Annotated in this window: 16 protein-coding genes and 1 tRNA gene; 13 read left to right on the top strand and 4 right to left on the bottom strand. The window is 36.9% G+C overall.

What is annotated here, in order from left to right:
• Nucleotides 1–34: 34 nt before the first annotated feature.
• Nucleotides 35–108: transfer RNA gene (locus prwr041_RS02700), tRNA-Arg, on the bottom strand.
• Nucleotides 109–592: 484 nt separating this feature from the next.
• On the opposite strand from prwr041_RS02700, the gene prwr041_RS02705 reads away from it, so the two are divergent.
• The 3 genes from prwr041_RS02705 to asnA all read left to right on the top strand — a co-directional run bounded on the left by prwr041_RS02705 (nucleotide 593) and on the right by asnA (nucleotide 3566).
• The gene (locus prwr041_RS02705) at nucleotides 593–1537 is read left to right on the top strand and encodes a helix-turn-helix domain-containing protein (RefSeq protein WP_207154790.1); all 945 of its coding nucleotides are present in this window, start codon (nucleotides 593–595) and stop codon (nucleotides 1535–1537) included.
• 368 nt (nucleotides 1538–1905) lie between these two features.
• A complete protein-coding gene (locus prwr041_RS02710) occupies nucleotides 1906–2400 on the top strand; it encodes a low molecular weight protein-tyrosine-phosphatase (protein ID WP_207154791.1) in 495 nt (164 codons plus the stop codon).
• Nucleotides 2401–2528: 128 nt separating this feature from the next.
• Nucleotides 2529–3566, top strand: coding sequence for an aspartate--ammonia ligase (asnA, locus tag prwr041_RS02715; protein WP_207154792.1), 1038 nt, complete (start codon nucleotides 2529–2531; stop codon nucleotides 3564–3566).
• A gap of 999 nt (nucleotides 3567–4565) precedes the next feature.
• On the opposite strand, the gene prwr041_RS02720 is transcribed toward asnA, so the two are convergent.
• Nucleotides 4566–6377, bottom strand: coding sequence for a DNA polymerase III subunit gamma/tau (locus tag prwr041_RS02720; RefSeq protein ID WP_207154793.1), 1812 nt, complete (start codon nucleotides 6375–6377; stop codon nucleotides 4566–4568).
• A 65-nt stretch (nucleotides 6378–6442) separates the two neighbouring features.
• Here prwr041_RS02720 and prwr041_RS02725 point away from each other — a divergent pair, with 65 nt between their 5' ends.
• The 9 genes from prwr041_RS02725 (at nucleotide 6443) to mfd (ending at nucleotide 16563) form a co-directional block, all read left to right on the top strand.
• Nucleotides 6443–6781, top strand: coding sequence for an FtsB family cell division protein (locus tag prwr041_RS02725; protein ID WP_207154794.1), 339 nt, complete (start codon nucleotides 6443–6445; stop codon nucleotides 6779–6781).
• The gene (locus prwr041_RS02730; RefSeq protein WP_207154795.1) at nucleotides 6765–7190 is read left to right on the top strand and encodes a hypothetical protein; all 426 of its coding nucleotides are present in this window, start codon (nucleotides 6765–6767) and stop codon (nucleotides 7188–7190) included. The genes prwr041_RS02725 and prwr041_RS02730 overlap by 17 nt, the downstream gene beginning before the upstream one ends.
• Nucleotides 7191–7325: 135 nt before the next feature.
• Complete coding sequence (locus tag prwr041_RS02735) at nucleotides 7326–8132, top strand: DUF4369 domain-containing protein (RefSeq protein ID WP_207154796.1); 807 nt, start codon at nucleotides 7326–7328, stop codon at nucleotides 8130–8132.
• 27 nt (nucleotides 8133–8159) lie between these two features.
• On the top strand, nucleotides 8160–9491 hold the full coding sequence (locus prwr041_RS02740; RefSeq protein WP_207154797.1) for a dihydroorotase: 1332 nt from the start codon (nucleotides 8160–8162) through the stop codon (nucleotides 9489–9491).
• 18 nt (nucleotides 9492–9509) lie between these two features.
• Complete coding sequence (locus tag prwr041_RS02745) at nucleotides 9510–10310, top strand: vitamin B12 dependent-methionine synthase activation domain-containing protein (RefSeq protein WP_207154798.1); 801 nt, start codon at nucleotides 9510–9512, stop codon at nucleotides 10308–10310.
• Between the two features lie 271 nt (nucleotides 10311–10581).
• Nucleotides 10582–11520, top strand: a complete 939-nt coding sequence (locus tag prwr041_RS02750; protein ID WP_237072290.1) for a metallophosphoesterase — start codon at nucleotides 10582–10584, stop codon at nucleotides 11518–11520.
• Nucleotides 11521–11534: 14 nt separating this feature from the next.
• Nucleotides 11535–12293: a lysophospholipid acyltransferase family protein gene (locus prwr041_RS02755; RefSeq protein WP_207154799.1), complete on the top strand. Its 759-nt coding sequence runs from the start codon at nucleotides 11535–11537 to the stop codon at nucleotides 12291–12293.
• Between the two features lie 77 nt (nucleotides 12294–12370).
• Nucleotides 12371–13120, top strand: a complete 750-nt coding sequence (locus tag prwr041_RS02760; RefSeq protein WP_207154800.1) for a polyprenol monophosphomannose synthase — start codon at nucleotides 12371–12373, stop codon at nucleotides 13118–13120.
• Between the two features lie 59 nt (nucleotides 13121–13179).
• Nucleotides 13180–16563 (top strand): transcription-repair coupling factor, encoded by a 3384-nt coding sequence (gene mfd, locus prwr041_RS02765; RefSeq protein ID WP_394370813.1) that lies wholly within the window; start codon nucleotides 13180–13182, stop codon nucleotides 16561–16563.
• A gap of 790 nt (nucleotides 16564–17353) precedes the next feature.
• Here the strand turns inward: mfd and prwr041_RS02770 are convergent.
• A complete protein-coding gene (locus prwr041_RS02770) occupies nucleotides 17354–18733 on the bottom strand; it encodes a TrpB-like pyridoxal phosphate-dependent enzyme (protein ID WP_207154802.1) in 1380 nt (459 codons plus the stop codon).
• Nucleotides 18734–18843: 110 nt separating this feature from the next.
• On the opposite strand from prwr041_RS02770, the gene prwr041_RS02775 reads away from it, so the two are divergent.
• Nucleotides 18844–20259, top strand: a complete 1416-nt coding sequence (locus tag prwr041_RS02775; protein ID WP_207154803.1) for a sodium:solute symporter — start codon at nucleotides 18844–18846, stop codon at nucleotides 20257–20259.
• Here the strand turns inward: prwr041_RS02775 and prwr041_RS02780 are convergent.
• A complete protein-coding gene (locus prwr041_RS02780; protein WP_207154804.1) occupies nucleotides 20240–21178 on the bottom strand; it encodes an NAD(P)/FAD-dependent oxidoreductase in 939 nt (312 codons plus the stop codon). The genes prwr041_RS02775 and prwr041_RS02780 overlap by 20 nt on opposite strands.
• Nucleotides 21179–21181: the final 3 nt, after the last annotated feature.

Here is a 21181-nt window from a genome sequence, read left to right on the forward strand (position 1 = left end):
TAATGATAATCAGTAGTCTCACTCTAACAAAAAGTGATCTCGATGGGATTCAAACCCATGACCTTCAGAACCGGAATCTGACGCTCTATTCAACTAAGCTACGAGACCTACTGTTTTGCAAAATTACAAATAAAATCCCTAATGTCCAAAAGATTAAGATATATTTGTGGGTTTCATAACTTCAGGTGCATTTATACTAAGTTATTAATACAAATGGAAGTTTGGTATGTTTTCATACTGTAACGTTTTGACCTTATTTGCACAATATTTCTGTATTATGTGATATAGAAACAAGAAAACAAAACACACCTTGTTGTATTTTGCTTATCAAAAAATTACGATTAATTCACATTTAGTGAAAAGAGGCTAAGCCTCAACGATAAAAAATACATTTTTTATTTTGTTTTGTGTTTGTCTTGCTGTATCTTTGTAAAATTTAAAATAATACAAAATGATTACTACTTTCTACGTTACTAATATTATCTTACTAATAACTATATTCTTTATCATAACGTTTATGTATGGTAAGGCACAGCGATTGAATTTTCAACATTTTCAGCTTCGTAGACGTTTCTTTATATCAGTTTTTATTATGTTTGCAATATATGTGTTATCAACATTCAATATATGTTCAAGAAATGGCACAGAACAGTTTGCAACCGAACCTATAAGCTTTCTATATATAACTTTTATCATATTTACTCTATTCTCTGCTGCTTATTTTGGGCGCAATTATCATAAGAAATTGTTTGTCTGGCTATTTCTTTTTCAATATCCTGTGGTATTGTTGCTAGTACACGTATTTGTACTTATAACAGGTAATTATATTAAAATTTACACACTATCAAGTATATTCGAAGACCACAGACTCATATTTGCAGTTTTTATAGCAAGACTCGTGTGGATAGGAATTATGATATCTGGATATATACTCATGACAGGAATAATTATAGACTCCTATTTTTATTTTCGCAAAAATCTTACACAATTAACAACAGAAAAAGTTCTGTCTATGCGTCGTGCAGAAATTATTGACATTGCAATATACTTGATATTATTCGTATGGATGATGGCCAATAATTTCCTATCATCGTTATTACCGAGAATACTAACAAATATATTCATGACAATAATGATTGTACGTACATATATTATATATAGGAATTTTATTCGTTACTCTTTAGAACTATCCAAAATGAATAATGTTATTCATGGAAGATTAGAAAAACTCATGGGACAGCACATTAACAACCCTTTCTACACAAGTAATCCCACATTGGAAGTTGTATCTGAAGCTTTAGGTGTTGACAAAAACGAATTAAGAGATTATATTTATTCAGAACTTGGAACTACATTATCAGCATGGACAAGTGAGAAACGAATATTATACATTTCTCAGCAGCTTATAAAAACAGATCGTATGGTTAGTGAGCTTGCTTTATCTTGCGGATATTCAAACCCACCTGCCTTAAACCGTGCTTTTAAGCAACGCTTTGGTGTAACCCCTTCAGAATTCAGGGCTAAGAATAAAGTCTAATTTTACAAATGTTTTTGTGCAAAAAAAAGTTTATTTTTTACTTTTAGTGTTACCTTACGTTAAAATAACGTGTGGTGGTAAGTCTTTTTATGGTCTTGATAAGTCCGTTATAGAATAAAAACACTAAAATTGCAATTGAAAAATTCAATTTTAAATTTAATTAGAAGTAAATTCATCTGCTTTGGTTTGTGAAAATCGGCATTTGTAAATAAGTTAAAATTTATTAGTCGAGAAAATGTGATCCATGTTCATAGAATAGCGATTCTAATGAATGTGGATTTTTTGTACACCTATTTTTAATTAATAATTTGTGCTTATCTAAAATGTATTTTTTGTATTTTTGCAACTCTAATTGAATATATATTATTATGAATACAAAACAAGAATCCAAAGTAAATTTACTTTTTATATGTCTAGGAAATATATGCCGCTCACCGGCTGCTCATGCAGTTTTTTGTAAAATGATTGCTATGCATGGATTAGAAAATAACTTTGTCGTAGATTCTGCAGGTATAGGAGACTGGCATGTAGGAGAATTACCTGACAGTAGAATGAGAACACATGGAGATAAACGTGGATATAATATAAATCATCTTGCACGACAATTTAAAGTTGATGATTTTAACAAGTTTGATTATATTGTTGTGATGGACGAAGAAAACTATCGCATAATAACAAGCATGGCTAAATCGAAGTCAGACTTTGCAAAGGTAATACGTATGTCCCAATACTTTAATCAGCATTCAAACGACTCTGTTCCAGATCCATATTATGGCGGATCTGCTGATTTTGAACTAGCCCTTGACTTAATTGAAGACGGATGTGACGGATTACTAAAAAGCTTTTTCCCTAAAGAACGCTAAACAACAATCAAATAGCAACGAAACAACAAAAATAACTTTCTTTTTGCAAAATTAATGAGCAAATAACTTGCAATATAATTAATATTTCTTATCTTTGCAAGCATATAAGAAAAATAAAACTTATTGAGATGAGCAAATTGATAAAACCTGATGGTTATACGGCGCTTCTTGACATGAAGCAGACAGAACAAGGTATAAAACTTATAAAAGATTTTTTTCAACAGAATCTTTCTACCGAACTAAGACTTCGCCGTGTTACGGCACCTCTGTTTGTTTTGAAAGGTCTTGGAATTAATGATGACCTTAATGGCGTTGAACGAGCTGTTACATTTCCAATAAAGGATTTAGGCGACGCAAAAGCAGAAGTAGTCCATTCTCTTGCAAAATGGAAAAGACTTACACTTGCAGAATACAATATTGAGCCAGGATATGGTGTATATACTGATATGAATGCGATTCGTGCTGACGAAGAATTAGATAACCTTCATTCACTATATGTAGACCAATGGGATTGGGAAGCTGTTGTAACAAAAGATCAGCGCACAATTTCATTCCTAGAAGACGTAGTAAGACGCATATATGCCGCAATATTACGAACAGAATACCTAACATGTGAAACCTATCCTGAAATAAAGCCATTCCTTCCTAGTGAGATTCACTTCGTTCACAGTCAGGATCTTATTGATATGTATCCAGACTTATCTCCTAAAGAGCGTGAGGATGCTATATGTATGAAATACGGTGCCGTATTTATTGAAGGAATTGGAGGAAAATTGACTGATGGCAAGAAACATGATGGTCGTGCTCCTGACTATGATGATTGGAGTACAATCGCTGAGAATGGAAAAGCTGGTCTTAATGGTGATATTCTTATCTGGTATCCTGTTCTCCAACGTTCATTCGAATTGAGTTCTATGGGTATAAGAGTAGATAAAGAAGCGTTATTACGCCAATTAAAACTTGAAGGTAAAGAAGATCGCGAAAAACTATATTTCCACAAGCAATTGCTCGAAGGAAAACTTCCTCTAAGCATTGGTGGAGGTATAGGTCAAAGCCGTCTTTGCATGGTAATGCTTCATAAAGCACATATCGGAGAAATACAGGCTAGCATTTGGCCTGAAGATATGCGCAGCGAATGCGAAAGTTTAGGAATGCCACTTATTTGATAATTATTGATATAATGAATATCGGGATAATCTAAATCTTTAGATTATTCCGATTATTTTTTAAATATAGTAATATCAAATATTATAAAAAAACGAAACTGTTTTAGTTTTCCGTAAATTTAAGGGATGAGATTCTCCATAAATAAGTTCGGAACTCTACCAGAAAAAGTTTTTTCAATGCCACTAATGTCATAATGTCACAAACCCTTTATTCATAAGGGTTTAGCGAGTGACATTAAGTGACATTATCGGGGTAAAAGTGACATTAAACTGCAAATCACACCTGTTTTTGGCGATTTTTTACCAAATATGCTTTGCCTGTATTGGTACTTTTCAACCTGAGACAATTCATAATGGTTGGAATCATCATGATACTTAAATTAGCAGATTTCATTGTGTTTCTTGTGTAGTATACATTCTTATCTTAACATATTATTGATAATAATGTGTTTACATGTACAGGGTAATAATTTTTTTCACGTCGGGTAATTCAATTACCCAACGTAGGTAATCAAGTTACTCACGTTAGGTAATCCGATTACCCACGTTGGGTAATCGGTTTACACACGCACTGAGGTAATCTAATTACCCAATTATTGTGATAATTTGGGTAATTTCTTATTTTCTAAAGTTGTAAACAGATCTACAGATTTCAAACGTTTTCTCTCACGTGTATTTATATTTACAGTGCAGATTTAGAATCTATTCATGCTGTTTTGAAATCTGTCTTTAAGTTCATTTTAAACTTAACATCTACAAAAAGTATGTATTATGCAAATAGCATAATTGGGGAAAAAACGCAAAAAACAAGTGTAATCCTGAACTTAATGTCACTTTTACCCCGATAATGTCACTTAATGTCACTCGTTAAACCCTTATAAACAAAGGGTTTGTGACATTATAACATTAGTGACATTAAAAAAACTTTTTCTGGTAGAGTGAAGTCTACAACTAAAACAACTTTATACATGTAATTTCTGTAAAACAGAAACCACAACACTATGTAAGATCAAGTTCTAGATTCTTACATAGTTTGCTAAACGAGTCATTATCTTTCTTTAAAGACTCAAAAACATCGCGTTTAGACATTATTTGCTTTACCTCAGCGGCTTCAGCCAGCCTGAGTTTTATCTTTATATTACCATTGTGAAGATCACCAGCAAGTGTTTTTCTTATTCGCGGCTTAATCTCATCAATCTGATTTAATAGGATTTGGTTATCTATAACCGCTTCTATCACTGGATAATCTGAAATTATAGGAGTTATATTCTTCATACGAGAAGCTATACCTTTCAATGTTTGTGGCATTCTAGTGCACATGCCCAACCAACATCTTTCCAAATCCTCTTGTGAGAAGTGACCAACTTCTTCCTTATTGGTTCTATATTTTTCGTCAGAATCTACAGTTTGTCCTTCTTTTTTGGTTCTAGCAGACTTAAATGTAAAGCCTATATTATTCAACTTTACCTTATGCCTTGCCGCTCCCGATACTCTTTGTAGCGAATCGGAACTATTATCGGGTACAGAAGCTGTTACTATAGATACGTTTTCCTCTTGAGGTTCCTGAGTAACCTCTTTATTCCTGTCTCTTGGAGACAAGGCATGACTCTTAGCGGCAGCTACCTGCGATGCTGCCTTTTGCTGAGATAAAATCAGGTTCTTAAACAGGGATTTTAATCTTTTAGGGCTACGCCTCGCACTTGCCGAATCATCATCCGGCTGTGTTATCTGTGCCACCTGAATAAGCGAAATTTCAACTAGTAGTCGCTTGTTGCTACTTTGCTTATAGTTTATATCACATTGATTAAGAATTTTCAGTGTCTTATATAAAAAATCTACAGGACATTTCTGAGCCTGCTCATAAAACTTCTGGCGTTGTTGCTCACTTGTCTCAAGTAACGATAAAGTCTGTTGGTCTTTAGCCATAAGCACATTACGCACATGACTAGCTAAACCATTAATAAGATTTCCACCATCAAATCCCTTACCTAGGATGTTATTCAACAAAAGCATAATATCACTAACCTTATTTGTTAGAGAGTAATCCACGACTTTGAAATAGTTTTCAGAATCAAGAACATTTAAGTCTTCTATAACTTTCTGGTAAGTTATGTTTCCCATGCAGAAACTTGCAGCCTGATCAAATATAGACAAAGCATCGCGCATACCGCCATCAGCCTTTTCTGCAATTACGCTCAAAGCTTCTTCCTCATACTTAATCCCCTCTTTGTCAGCAACGCTTTTAAGATGATTTATAGTATTGGAAACCGTCATACGTTCAAAGTCATATATCTGACAGCGTGAAAGAATTGTCGGCAGAATCTTATGTTTTTCTGTTGTTGCAAGAATAAAAATAACATGAGCAGGCGGTTCCTCAAGAGTTTTAAGGAATGCGTTAAACGCTGCTGTAGACAACATGTGAACCTCGTCAATAATGAAAACCTTGTAACGTCCTATCTGCGGCGGAATACGAGTCTGTTCCATCAGAGCCTTGATATTCTCAACAGAGTTGTTGCTGGCTGCATCAAGTTCAAAGATATTATAGGAACGTTGCTCATTAAAAGATTTACAACTCTCGCATTCATTGCAAGCTTCACCATCCTCGCGTGGGTGTTCACAGTTGATAGCCTTTGCGAAAATACGTGCACAAGTAGTCTTTCCGACACCTCTTGGACCACAGAAAAGGTATGCATGAGCAAGTCTTCCACCTTTAACAGCATTTTTCAATGTCGTGGTGAGTGCGCTTTGCCCGACAACCGAGTCGAATGTCATTGGACGGTATTTTCTGGCAGAAACAATATATTCTTCCATTATTTTTATAATTGATGATGCAAAGATAGCAAAAATTATTATCTTTGCAAACAAATAATATAAATATGGCAAGTCGTTTAGGTGTTGTATGGGGGTTTATCGCTCACTATAAGTATCTTGTAGTGACGCTGCTCGCTGTTCTCATCGTTGGATTTATCGACGAGAACAGTTTTATGAGACGTATCCAACTTGAGCTGCAGATAAGTAATTTGCAGAGCGATATCGAGAAATACAACAAACAGTATGAAGATGACTCTAAACAGCTGAGAGAGATAAGACGAAATCCGAAGACTATCGAAAAGATTGCACGTGAACGTTATTTCATGAAAGCTGATGATGAAGATATCTATGTACTTAGTGATGACGAGAAGCCTTTAAATACTAATAATGAAACAACAGAGTAAGTTACAAAGCATTTTATTTCTGCTTGGCGGCATATTGATGGTTATCGGTATTGGCTGCTTCGTTTTTATGTTTGAGCAGCAAATAGCAAGTTGGCTGTTCCTTGTTGGCACAGTATTGTTTGCTACAATGCAGATGATGCAGGAATACCAAGGAAATAACATAACCATTCGCAGATTGAAAAACATAATGAATCTAGCTGATATGGTATTCATATTCTCAGGGATTCTTATGGTAGATAATGTATATGGATTCATACGTCCAGCATTCAGCAATTCATTAGACTATTTTTCTTATATATATAATAAGTGGGTGGTACTTCTGCTAATTGCCGCAATATTGGAAATATACACCACGCACAGAATTGAATGGGAAATAAAGAAAGAAAAGAAAAACAACTCTAATATATAGTATCCAAAGAAAGCACGTATCTGAATTACGAAAAAAACATAAAAGTTATGTTATATAATTTAAATAGCATGAATTTTTTTTCGAACCTCACTTATACATGTTATCTTTGCTTTTAAAGAAAAAGGAAAACTGTTTATGATTAAATTTTTGTATCCAATTATATCACTACTAGCTTTAACGCTAACGTCATGTGGAAAATCATATAATGTAATCGGCACATCAAATGTATCTAACCTTGATGGAAGAATGCTATATCTGAAAGTTCTAAAAAACAATGAATTCAAAACTATAGACTCATGTGATGTGGTACACGGACAATTCCACTTTCAAGGAGCCTTCGACTCTGTACGAATGGCAAACATCTTCATGGATGACGAAAGCGTTTTACCTCTAGTTATTGAAGATGGCGACATTAACATCAAGATAGACAATACACAGCAAACCGTAACCGGAACTCCGCTCAATGATAAATTATTCAAGTTCTTCAATAAATATAACCAAATGAAGAGCCTTGAAAACGAACTTGTTCATAAGCATGACCAAGCTATCATGAACGGTAGAAACATGAATATCGTAAATGCCAACCTCAATAAGGAAGCTGCACGTTTATCTCAACAAGAAGATAATTTGATTACTAGTTTCGTTACCGAGAACTTTGATAACATTCTTGGTCCTGGTGTATTCTTCATGGTAACTATTGGATACCAATATCCAGAACTAACACCGTGGATAGAAGACATTATGAGTAAGGCTACTGATAATTTCAAGAACGACCAATATGTTAAGGACTATTACAAAAAAGCTCTTGAAAACCAACAGATTATGAACGGTATGCGTGGTGCTCCAGCAAACTCACAACCAACACAAGCTCCAGCACAACCTAGCACCGCCCCTACACCAAACGAGATGGCTAGTCCTTCTCCAGCGCCTATGACGAAATAAGGTTATAGAATTCATAAAACCTTAAAGATGAGAATATTAATAAAAAGTGGAACAATAGTAAATGAAGGTTGCTCTGTATTGGGCGACATTGTAATCACTGATGATATTATATCCGGAGTCTATGCTGAAGGTGAAACTCCCCGCGGAGCCTACGACAAGATCGTAGACGCCTCGGGGTGTTTTGTTATCCCAGGAATCATTGATGACCATGTGCATTTCCGCGAACCAGGATTAACTGACAAAGCTGATATAAAAAGCGAAAGCAGAGCTGCAGCTTGTGGTGGTGTTACATCCTATATTGATATGCCAAACACTTCTCCACAAACGACATCAATTGAAGCTTTTAATAATAAATTACACATCGCCCAGAAAAATAGTCTTGTAAATTACGGCTTTTTCTATGGAGCAACAATATCAAATGCCGAAACATTCAAGTCGCTCGACCGCCATACGATTCCTGGCATAAAGCTTTTTATGGGCGCAAGTACAGGTAATATGCTTGTTGACAAGACTGAGTCATTGAATAACATATTCAAAACTTGCGCTGAAAACGACATCATATTGATGACTCATTGTGAGGATACCGATATTATAAATGCTAACATGAATGTGGCAAAACAGGAAAATGACGACCCTGATATAACAATGCATCCCTTGATAAGAAGTGAACGTGCATGTTATAAAAGTACATCAGCAGCCGTAAACCTCGCAAAAAAGTATAACACCAGACTGCACGTTGCACATGTTACAACAGCAAGTGAGCTTGAACTTTTCGGATACGATGATAAAATAACAGCAGAAGCGGTAATAGCACATATTTATTTTTACGATGAAGCTTATAAGTCTTTAGGCGCACTGATAAAATGCAATCCTGCTATAAAAACGAAACATGACAGAGATGAGATAAGAAGAGCTTTAAATGACGGAAGAATTACTACTATAGGTACAGACCATGCACCGCATGAGCTCAAAAACAAACAAGGAGGATGCTGTAAAGCGGCTTCTGGTATGCCTATGATTCAGTTCTCACTTGTCACTATGCTTGAACTTGTTGACGAAGGCATATTTTCTATTGAACGTATAGTTGAACTAATGTGCCATAATCCAGCAACTCTTTTTCATGTAAACAAACGCGGATTCCTTCGTACAGGATATAAGGCTGATATCGTAGTGATACAACCGTCGTGTAAATGGGAAGTGACAAAAGACATAATACAAAGCAAATGCAAATGGAGTCCTATGGAGGGACATATTTATAATAATAAGGTTAAGACAACGATATGCAACGGTAACATTGTTTATGATAACGATAACATTATAGATGACAGCAGAGGTGAAGCTCTTGCATTCAATGTTTAGCCGATTGATTAGAAAAAGATGACCATTCATTATAACATACAGGATATAGAACCATACATAAACTGGATTTATTTCTATCATGCATGGAACATGAACGGCAAACCAGAAGCAGAAAAGATGAAGCTTCGTGGTGATGCCGAGCAGATGTTGCATGAATGGTATGGTAAATATTATACTCATGCTGTATTTGAGATTCTTGATGCAAACAGTGATGGCGATGATTTGATATTAAACGGCATTAGAATTCCAATGCTCAGACAGCAGAAACTTATCCCTGATGGATTGCCAAATTTATGTCTGACGGATTTTGTACGCCCAGCTTCAACTGGCATAAAAGATAATGTTGGTGTATTTGCAACAACAGTAGACGCTGAATTGCAGAAAAAATACATCAATGATGAATATAAGCGAATGATGGCTCAAGTGCTTGCAGATAGATTAGCAGAAGGGACTGCAGAACGAATGCACGAAGAAGTAAGACGCAAATATTGGGGATATGCTCCTAATGAAGAGCTTACAATGAAGCAGACTCATAATGAAGAATATCAAGGAATAAGACCAGCTGTTGGTTATCCTTCATTACCAGACACCAGTCTCAATTTCATTATCAGCGACATCATTGACATGAAAGGAATAGGAATAAGACTTACCGAGAGTGGAATGATGACTCCCCATGCAAGTGTAAGCGGTTTCATGTTCGCGCATCCACAAAGCAAATATTTTGATTTGGGAAGAATTGGCAATGACCAGATTGTTGATTATGCAAACAGAAGAGGCATACCCGTAGAATTAGTGAAAAAGTTTTTGAAATTTGCATAATGTTTTAGCATTTATATTTTATTGAATAATGATAGCAAAAATAATATTTTTGATAATGTTGGCGCTAGTGCTCCCCGACTTGTATATAGACATGCACTATCTAAGACATAGGAAAAATTACAACCTATGGAAAAGACTTGTGTGGTGGACACCAGCCACAATTATAATTATAGTTAGCCTGTATTTTACATTTAGTAAGAAATTCGCTCCTGACGATATGCGGATTTTAGTGGGATACTTAATGATATTGGGAATATTTACAGTTCCAAAAATGATATTTTCAGTATGCTCATTTCTTGGTTGGAGACACTGCGTGCAACATAAAACGCCTCATAATTGGGGAAACATCATAGGAATACTTCTTTCTGTAGTTTCTGTCATTATGATTATATACGGATTCACTATCGGACCACGAAAATTGGAAGTCGTAAATGTTGATATACCCATCAAGGGACTTCCACAAAGTTTTAACGGACTGAGAATAGTTTTATTTTCAGATGCTCACATTAACTCATTCCACAATATCATGGAAGACTGCTTAGTACGTGACATTGACACAATATCTGCTCTCAAACCTAATATCATTTGCTTTGCCGGGGATTTACAAAACATTCAGCCTTCAGAGCTATATCGTTACAAGAACCTTCTATCACGAATAGCAAAAAACACGAATGTACCTGTTTATAGTGTACTTGGAAATCATGATTATAGCATGTACCAAACTGGGACACCACAGGAAAAAGCAGCAAACGAGCGTAAATTACGTGAATACGAAAAATCAATAGGTTGGCAGCTTCTAAACAATGAACATAAAGCATATTATTCTGCAAATCACAAAGATTCTATTATCATAGCAGGCGAAGGCAATTGTGGAACAGGACGTTTTCCTGACAGGTCTGATATGAAAAAGACGATGAGAGGAGTAAAGAAAAACGATTGTGTGATACTTATGCAACATGATCCAATGACATGGGAATCTAGAATATTACCAAAAAGTAATGCTGCGTTAACACTTAGCGGTCACACACATGGAGGTCAAATCAGCATATTCGGATTGCGTCCTACAGCTTTCGTATATCCAAATGATCGCGGGCTTTATGAAAAACAAGGTCGCTATCTATATGTAACAAGCGGAATAGGTGCATTGCTTCCTTTCAGACTTGGTGTAACAGCAGAAATTACTGTCATAACATTGAAAATAAAGAAATAAAACATTAAGGCAATATGAAATATCTTTATCGACTTTACCAATTGTTTATCTGTCTGCCGATATTAATTATTGACAGCATTTTCACATCATTAGTAACAGTTATAGGCTGCATGCTAGGTAACGGACATTTCTGGGGATACTATCCTGGTAAATGGTGGTCTTGGTTGTGGATAAGAATACTTCTTCTTCCTGTTAAGGTTGAAGGACGTGAGAATCTTGATCCAAAACAGTCGTATGTTTTTGTAGCAAACCACCAGGGAGCTTTTGACATATTCTTGATATACGGCTTTCTTGGAAGAAATTTCAAATGGATGATGAAAAAAGGTATTGGCAAAATTCCTTTGATTGGCACCGCATGTAAATATGCTCATCATATTTTTGTCGACAAGAGTGGTCCATCAAAGATAAGGGCTACTTATGATCAGGCACGTTCTATATTGAAAGAAGGTATGTCGTTGGTCGTTTTTGCAGAAGGCGCACGTACGTTTACAGGTCACATGGGAGTATTTCGTCGTGGTGCTTTTATGCTTGCCGACGATCTTCAGTTACCTGTTGTACCATTGACAATAAACGGAAGTTTTGATGTTAAGCCACGCATGAAAGATAAGTACTGGATATTCTGGCATCCACTTAAACTCACTATCCATAAGCCTATTGCACCAATCGGTAAAGGACCAGAGAATGTTAAGAACCAAATGGATAAGAGCTATGCAGCAGTAATGAGTGCCATTTCTCCTGAATACCAAGGCTTTGTTGAAAACCCAGACCAATAAAATAAAAACTTTGTTATTTATTTTGTTCTTCTCACAACTTGCACTATCTTTGCAAAATATTAAAATATTGAATAGCTATGCATGAAAGTGATTCTATCGTAATTATTCCCACATACAACGAGAAAGAGAATATTGAAAATATTATACGTTCCGTATTTAGTCTTGAAAAATGTTTTCATATTCTTATAATTGATGACGGAAGTCCTGACGGAACTGCCGATATTGTGCATCGTCTAATTGATACAGAATTCTTTGACCGTTTATTTATCATTGAACGCAAGGGGAAACAAGGACTTGGCACTGCTTATATTGCAGGCTTCAAATGGGCATTGAATCGCGAGTATAGTTATATTTTTGAAATGGATGCTGATTTCAGCCACGATCCTAAAGATTTACCACGTCTATATGCAGCTACTCATGATGAAGGCAACGATGTTGCTGTTGGATCACGCTATGTGAGCGGAGTAAACGTTGTGAATTGGCCTATCGGCAGAGTGCTGATGAGCTATTTTGCATCCCAATACGTACGCATTGTTACTGGTTTCAAAGTTCATGACACTACAGCTGGATTTGTATGCTACAAGCGACGTGTACTCGAAACAATATCTTTGAATGATATCCGTTTCAAGGGATATGCTTTCCAGATAGAAATGAAATACACTTCTTATAAGATAGGATTTAAGATTAAAGAAGTTCCTGTAATATTCGTTAACCGTCGTGAAGGAGTGAGTAAAATGAACGGTGGTATTTTTGGCGAAGCTTTTTTCGGAGTTATGCGTCTCAGACTTGATGGCTGGCTTCGTAAATATCCCAAGTTAAAAGACTAGAATTGGACATTAAAGAAATAAGAAATATTTATGGTAAAGCTCCTCAGATTGGAGCTTTGATGAAGTTACTTAAAGATAATACCGTCGGTAATATTTTTTTGAAGGGATTGTCATGTTCTGCAACTCCGGTAATATTCTCTGCATTTTCAGACAAACTAGACAATACTTTTTTATTTATACTGCAAGATGCTGACGAGGCTGGATATTTGTATCATGACCTCATGCAAATTATTGAGTCAGACAATGTACTGTTTTTCCCTTCTGGATATAAACGTGCTGCCAAGCATGGGCAACGCGATAGTGCAAATGAGATACTACGTACAGAAGTTCTAGCCAAAGTCGCCGCACGTAACAACACAAGCGAAGCGCTGTTCATTGTTTCATATCCAGATGCTTTAGCAGAGTTAGTTGTATCTAAAAAACGACTTGACGAAAGACGATTATCCTTGAAGAAAGGACAGAATATCGACATAACTGATGTAGAACATATATTGCGTGAATATGGATTCACAGAGACTGACTATGTTTACGAACCAGGACAGTTTGCCGTTCGTGGTAGCATATTGGATGTATATTCTTTTAGTTGTGAATATCCTTTACGTATAGATTTCTTTGGAGATGAAATAGATACTATCCGTACTTTTGAAGTACAGGACCAGTTATCAAAAGATAAACGTGACAGCATAGAGGTTGTTCCAGAACTTATGAATACGACCTCTGAGAAGATTTCTTTTCTGAAATTCCTCCCCGACAACACATTTCTTGTCATGAAGGACTTCACGTATATCCACGATGTCATAGAACGGATATACAAAGACGGTTTCTCTTCACAGGCTCTTACCGATAGACTTGAAGGTGCTACAGAGGTTGAACAAAAGCAAATTGTGAATGAACTTAATCGTGACAAGTCTCTTGTCAGTCCATACCAATTTACAGAAGATGCAGCAGCGTTCCGTCGTATTGAATTTGGGCCAAACGTTAAGTCTGCAGTGAAGCATTCTTCGCAAAACACAGCTATTCGTGATGCATCCATAGCGTTTGACATCACGCCGCAACCACTTTTCCATAAGAACTTTGATTTACTAACGCAAGCTTTTGAGGATTATATTCTTAAAGGTTTTAAACTTTATATACTTGCAGATAGTGAAAAGCAGACACAAAGATTAAAAGACATATTTGCCGATATGGATTCGCCACAAGCAAATTCAATCGTCTTTGAGCCTGTGAATAAAACTATCCATGAGGGCTTTTCCGATTCCAATTTAAAAATATGTCTCTTCACTGATCATCAGATATTTGACCGTTTCCATAAATACAACCTGAAGAGTGATAGTGCTAGAACAGGAAAGATCGCTCTCACGATGAAAGAACTTCAGGAAATGGAACCTGGTGACTTCATTGTCCACATAGATTTCGGTATTGGTAAGTTTGGTGGTCTTGTACGTGTACCAGCAGGCAACAGCTATCAAGAGGTTATACGCATCATCTACCAACATAATGACAAGGTAGATGTGAGCATCCACTCACTATATAAGATAAGCAAATATAGACGCAGTGATACAGGAGAACCTCCGCGTCTTAGCACTCTTGGAAGCGGAGCTTGGGACAAACTTAAGGAAAGAACCAAGAAACGCATCAAAGATATTGCACGTGACCTTATCAAACTATACGCTCAACGCCGACATGAAAAAGGATTTGCATATAGTAATGACAGTTATATGCAGCATGAACTTGAGGCTAGCTTCCTATACGAGGACACTCCAGATCAAAGCAAGGCAACACAAGATGTCAAAAGTGATATGGAGAGCGCACGTCCTATGGACCGACTTATTTGTGGTGATGTAGGTTTTGGAAAGACAGAAGTTGCAGTCCGCGCAGCTTTCAAAGCCGCATGTGACAGTAAGCAGGTTGCAATACTTGTACCTACAACTGTATTAGCTTATCAACATTATCAAACATTCCTGAGTCGTCTTAAAGGCATGCCTGTCAGAATTGAGTATCTATCAAGAGCACGTTCCACAAAACATACGAAACAGGTACTCGAAGATTTAGAATCCGGTAAGATTGATATATTAATTGGAACGCAGAAACTTATAGGCAGTTCTGTAAAATGGCATGATTTAGGTCTCCTTATCATTGATGAGGAACAGAAATTCGGTGTATCTACAAAAGAAAAACTTCGTAAGTTAAAGACCAATGTTGATACACTCACAATGTCTGCAACACCAATACCGCGTACATTGCAATTTTCTTTAATGGGGGCACGTGACATGAGCATTATACGCACTCCGCCGCCAAACAGATATCCAATACATACCGAATTAGCAACATACAGTCACGAAGTTATAGCAGATGCCATTAACTTTGAAATGAGTCGTAACGGACAAGTTTACCTTGTGAACGACCGTATTAGCAGCTTACAAGAGATTGCCAACCTTATACATAAATATGTACCAGATTGCCGTATTGCCATAGGTCATGGACAAATAAAACCAGAAGAACTCGAAAAAATTCTTCTCGGCTTTATGAACTACGACTATGATGTCTTGCTGTCAACAACTATTATTGAGAACGGTATAGACATAAGTAATGCCAATACAATAATAATAAATGACGCACATCGGTTCGGACTTTCCGACCTTCATCAGATGCGCGGCAGAGTTGGACGCAGCAACCGAAAGGCTTTCTGCTATCTTCTTGCGCCCCCAAAGAGTGTACTTACATCTGAAGCACGCCGTAGATTGGAAGCTCTTGAGACATTTTCTGATTTAGGAAGTGGCTTTAATCTTGCTATGCAGGATCTTGACATACGTGGAGCCGGTAATCTTCTTGGCGCAGAACAAAGCGGATTCATGGAAGATCTAGGATATGAGACATATCAGAAAATTCTTAGTCAGGCTGTAACTGAACTGAAGAATGATGAATTTCAGGATGTCTATGCCCAACAAATGGCTGAAGGCAACAATATCACTGGTGATGAATTTGTTGAAGATTGTGCTATTGAAAGCGACTTAGAGATGTATTTCCCCGACAATTATGTTCCTGGAAGCAGCGAGCGAATGCTACTTTATCGTGAACTCGACAGCATCAATGACGATGATGAACTGGCACTATACAGGAAACGAATTATCGATAGATTTGGTGAAACTCCAAAGGAGGGAGAGGAACTCATGCAGGTTGTAACTCTTCGTCGACTTGGTAAACGTCTAGGCTGTGAGAAGATCATGCTAAGGCAAGGAAAGATGAATATGCAGTTTGTGAGCAATCTAGAAAGTGCTTATTACCAAAGTAGCACTTTCTCTGCTGTTATTAACTATGTAGGAAGAAATCCACGTAGATGTGATTTTAGGCAAGTTGCAACTAGACGTCTGTTAAGCGTAAATAATATACCTACCGTCGGAGATGCGGTTGTTATATTAAGAAATATGTTGAAAAACATGTAATTGAATATTTGTAATATACATAACAAAATATCGAATAGTATAGTTTGGTGGACAAAAATGCTCTACTTTTTTGTCCACCAATTTGTCCACCTTTGTTTGAAGTTTAATATTTTGATGTGTAAATGCTTAAACATATACCCCTGTTTTATTAACTTGAGATAGAATATTAGCGATAAAATCAAGCAAATTACACATAAGGATAAACTAACAACAAACGATACATAAATTATTAACATTTTGAGTAGGACCTTTAAATTTAATATTTTATCTTTGCAACGTTACAATTAATAATTATATATAGTATCATTCGCAACTTTATTAATCAAGCTAAAAAATAAATGATAAAGATGTTTTTTAAATATCGAAATCACATCAGGAAATATAACATAAGAAGAGAAATGTTTAATGCGAATAGATTAACTCGTTCAAAATCATACAATTTCATACAAGTCATTGTTTGATTTTGAATCCTGTCAATCGAAGACAGGTTAAAATGACAAATTAAGGGCAAACATGTAGAACGTGTGAACGCTTTATTTTTTGCCCATGTCATTTTAAAAGTTGTTTTATTCACTCCCCCCTATTAAATTGACTTTCAAGTAAATAAATGTACTATTTACGAGAACAAGTTATTTGCCAATATATGGCATCTGATATTGTTTGGTATCAATTTTTTCGACTAATAGAAATGTGACTCATACGACTAATTGAATTTTTAATTATAATTTTTAGAACTGACAAGCCCAGCCAAATTATGTGACTGGGCTTGTCTCGTATATGTTACTTACTATTATTTCTCAATTTCATTGATATCAAATTGCGGAACATCTTCAAGATTCTTTTCAATCTCACTATCGGTTATACTATAGTTCTGAAGATCACCATTAATATAACTTTCATAGGCTGTCATATCTATTAATCCATGACCTGAAAGACAGAAAAGGATAACCTTCTCCTTACCTTCTTCCGTGGCTTTCTTTGCCTCTCTTATTGCCGCAGCTATAGCGTGACCACTCTCTGGTGCTGGGATTATACCTTCGGCACGTGCAAAAATCATACTAGCCTCAAAACTCTCTAATTGAGGAATATCTACACCATGCATATAATTATCTCGTATAAGCTGACTAATTATCATACCAGCTCCATGATACCTCAAACCACCTGCATGTATGTTAGCGGGCTTGAAATCATGCCCAAGAGTGAACATCGGCAATAAAGGTGTATAACCTGCTTCATCTCCGAAATCATATTCAAACTTTCCACGTGTAAGCTTTGGACAGCTTTCTGGTTCAGCTGCAATAAACTCTGTTCTCTTGCCGTCTTTAATGTTGTGTCTCATAAAAGGAAATGCGATACCGCCAAAATTACTTCCTCCACCAAAACATGCTATCACAGTATCAGGATATTCACCCGCCATTTCCATTTGTTTCTCAGCTTCAAGACCTATAACTGTCTGATGCAATGCTACATGATTCAGTACAGAGCCAAGAGTGTATTTGCAATTTGGAGTAGTGGTAGCAAGTTCTATAGCCTCGCTTATAGCTGTTCCTAAAGAACCTGGATGATTAGGGTCACGAGTTATGATATCTTTTCCTGCGCGTGTACTCATAGATGGCGAGCCTTCTACCGTTGCACCAAAAGTGCGCATAATTGCAGAACGATAAGGCTTCTGTTGCATACTTATCTTTACTTGATATACAGCAGCTTCAAGTCCGTACAGTTTTGCAGCGTAGCTTAATGCTGCTCCCCACTGCCCTGCTCCAGTTTCAGTTGTTACATTCGTATCACCTTCCTGTTTGCAGTAATAGCATTGCGGAATCGCAGAGTTTATCTTATGTGAACCAAGTGGGTTTGTACTTTCATTCTTGAAATAAATATGTGCAGAAGTTCCAAGAGCCTCTTCAAATGCATAAGCTCTTACTAGAGGAGTAGATCTATAATAAGTATACTTCTCACGCACTTCCTCTGGTATTTCTATCCATGCATGTTCTATATCCAGTTCCTGTTTTGAACATTCCTTATTAAAGATATGGCTCAGGTCATCGGCATCCAAAGGTTTATGTGTTGCCGGATTAAGTGGTGGCAGAGGCTTGTTAGGCATATCTGCCTGAATGTTATACCAATGTGTTGGAATTTCATTCTCTTGAAGGATGAATCTTTTCTGTCTCATGATAAAGTATTTGTTGTTACGATTTTGTCTCTATTTCTATTCACAAAGGTACAAAAAAGAAATCGCTATTTTGTATGTTTACATGCTTTTTTAGTAATTTTGCACCCATTATGATAATTATATTCACCATACTTGCATATTTTTGCATATTACTTTTATTTAGTAGAATTACAAGCAGAAAAGCGAATAATGAGACTTTCTATCGTGCCGACAGACGTTCACCTTGGTATATGGTTGCTTTCGGTATGATTGGAGCCTCTATATCTGGAATTACGTTTGTCAGTGTTCCTGGTATGGCTATAACTACCGACATGACTTATTTACAGATGTGTATCGGATTTATATTCGGATACATTGCTGTAGCGTTCATCCTTATACCAGTATACTATCGACTAAATCTTACCACGATATATAGTTATCTTAATTCTCGTCTTGGGCAACGCTCATATAAGACAGGTGCATCGTTCTTTCTACTTTCAAAACTCATTGGCTCTGCCGTAAGATTTTATGTCGTGTGCATAATTCTGCAGAAGTTTGTATTCGATTCCATGGGAATACCTTTTCCTATAACGGTATTGGGTATGGTTGGTTTGATATGGCTCTACACTCGCAAAGGCGGTATAAAAACATTGGTATGGACAGACTCTTTCCAGACATTGTGCATGTTTGTGGCTTTAATCCTTATTATATATAATGTCATCACATCGCTGAATATGAATATTGGTGAGGCTATCAGCGCTATTGCGTCGAATGTTCATAGCCGAGTGTTTGTATTCGACGATTTTATATCACGGCAGAATTTCTGGAAACAGTTTATCAGTGGTATCTTTGTTGTAATAGTAATGACAGGTCTTGATCAAGACATGATGCAGAAAAACCTTACCTGTAAGTCTTTACGTGATGCTCAGAAAGATATGTGCACATACGGTTTTGCCTTTCTGCCTGCAAACATTTTATTTCTTTCGCTTGGCATACTATTGATGATGCTTGCAAGTAAACAAGGTATTGCCTTACCTGCGATGAGTGATAATTTGTTACCAATGTTTGCAGCTTCAGGAAGTCTTGGTACGGTTGTCGTTATATTGTTTACGATAGGAATTGTAGCCGCTAGTTTTTCTAGTGCAGACAGTGCCATGACAGCGCTAACAACAAGTTGGTGTGTAGATATTATGGAACGTGATAAAGACGAGCGCCTGCGCAAAATCACTCACTTTGGTGTAGCTTTGTTGTTTGTTCTCTTTATCTTGGTATTCAAGGTAATCAATTCTACCAGTGTGTTAGATGCCATTTACATACTATGTTCATACACCTATGGACCTCTGTTGGGACTTTTTGCGTTTGGATTGCTTACTAAGCGAAAGACCAACGACCACATGGTGCCATATATAGCAATAATAAGCCCGATTATATGTTTCGCTATCGATACGATAACGCAACATACAACCGGGTATAAGTTTGGTTACGAGTTGCTAATGGCCAACGGTGCATTGACATTTGCAGGAATGTTTATTTTCCGATCTCGTTAAGATATTCCTGTGCGTCAAGGGCTGCGCTAGCACCAGTACCAGCAGCGACGATAGCTTGCTGATAATGTGGATCGCATACGTCACCAGCGGCAAACACACCTTCCTTGTTTGTCATCTGGTTTTTACCTTCCAGCTTTATGAATCCCTGTTCATCAAGATTTATATAGTCCTTGAATAATTCAGTCTGCGGCTTGTGGCCTATTGCAAGGAAGAATCCGTCAATAGCAATATCGTATTTTTTTTCATCAGCCAAGCCTTGCCTGAACACCACGTGAGCGCCTTCGACACCATTGTCACCAAACAGACCTAGAGTATTTGTCTCGTAAAGGATTTCTATCTTCTCGTTATCAACAACGCGCTTCTTCATCACTTCAGCAGCACGGAGAAAAGGCTTACGCACAATCATGTAAACCTTTGAGCATAGTCCTGCAAGATATGTAGCCTCCTCACAAGCTGTATCGCCACCGCCAACAACGGCAACAACTTTCTTGCGATAGAAGAAACCATCACATGTGGCACATGCACTTACGCCCTGCCCCATATATTTCTGCTCGTCATCGAGTCCCAGATATTTTGCGATGGCACCAGTAGCGATAATCACACTTTCTGCTTCAATTTCCACCCCACGGTCATCTGTCAGGATATAAGGTTTCTTGCTTAGGTCAGCCTTTACGATTTCACCATCCCGCAAGTCAACTTCAAATCTCTGAGCCTGTTCGCGAAAGTCCATCATCATCTGGTTACCGTCAACACCTTGTGGGTATCCTGGGAAATTCTCAACGATAGTCGTCTGTGTCAACTGACCGCCCATTTGCATTCCGCAATATTCTATTGGCTGCAAATTTGCACGTCCGGCATATATAGCTGCAGTGTATCCTGCAGGACCACTACCGATGATAAGACATTTTGTATATTCCATAAA

The organism is Prevotella herbatica, assembly GCF_017347605.1.
GTDB classification, from domain to species: Bacteria; Bacteroidota; Bacteroidia; order Bacteroidales; family Bacteroidaceae; genus Prevotella; species Prevotella herbatica.

Coding starts and splice junctions, on each gene's coding strand:
- prwr041_RS02710 (WP_207154791.1), top strand. CDS start 1,906: ATGAATACAAAACAAGAATCCAAAGTAAATTTACTTTTTATATGTCTA.
- prwr041_RS02725 (WP_207154794.1), top strand. CDS start 6,443: ATGGCAAGTCGTTTAGGTGTTGTATGGGGGTTTATCGCTCACTATAAG.
- prwr041_RS02735 (WP_207154796.1), top strand. CDS start 7,326: ATGATTAAATTTTTGTATCCAATTATATCACTACTAGCTTTAACGCTA.
- prwr041_RS02750 (WP_237072290.1), top strand. CDS start 10,582: ATGATATTTTCAGTATGCTCATTTCTTGGTTGGAGACACTGCGTGCAA.
- prwr041_RS02740 (WP_207154797.1), top strand. CDS start 8,160: ATGAGAATATTAATAAAAAGTGGAACAATAGTAAATGAAGGTTGCTCT.
- prwr041_RS02705 (WP_207154790.1), top strand. CDS start 593: ATGTTTGCAATATATGTGTTATCAACATTCAATATATGTTCAAGAAAT.
- prwr041_RS02720 (WP_207154793.1), bottom strand. CDS start 6,377: ATGGAAGAATATATTGTTTCTGCCAGAAAATACCGTCCAATGACATTC.
- asnA (WP_207154792.1), top strand. CDS start 2,529: ATGAGCAAATTGATAAAACCTGATGGTTATACGGCGCTTCTTGACATG.
- prwr041_RS02775 (WP_207154803.1), top strand. CDS start 18,844: ATGATAATTATATTCACCATACTTGCATATTTTTGCATATTACTTTTA.
- prwr041_RS02780 (WP_207154804.1), bottom strand. CDS start 21,178: ATGGAATATACAAAATGTCTTATCATCGGTAGTGGTCCTGCAGGATAC.
- mfd (WP_394370813.1), top strand. CDS start 13,180: ATGAAGTTACTTAAAGATAATACCGTCGGTAATATTTTTTTGAAGGGA.
- prwr041_RS02745 (WP_207154798.1), top strand. CDS start 9,510: ATGACCATTCATTATAACATACAGGATATAGAACCATACATAAACTGG.
- prwr041_RS02730 (WP_207154795.1), top strand. CDS start 6,765: ATGAAACAACAGAGTAAGTTACAAAGCATTTTATTTCTGCTTGGCGGC.
- prwr041_RS02755 (WP_207154799.1), top strand. CDS start 11,535: ATGAAATATCTTTATCGACTTTACCAATTGTTTATCTGTCTGCCGATA.
- prwr041_RS02760 (WP_207154800.1), top strand. CDS start 12,371: ATGCATGAAAGTGATTCTATCGTAATTATTCCCACATACAACGAGAAA.
- prwr041_RS02770 (WP_207154802.1), bottom strand. CDS start 18,733: ATGAGACAGAAAAGATTCATCCTTCAAGAGAATGAAATTCCAACACAT.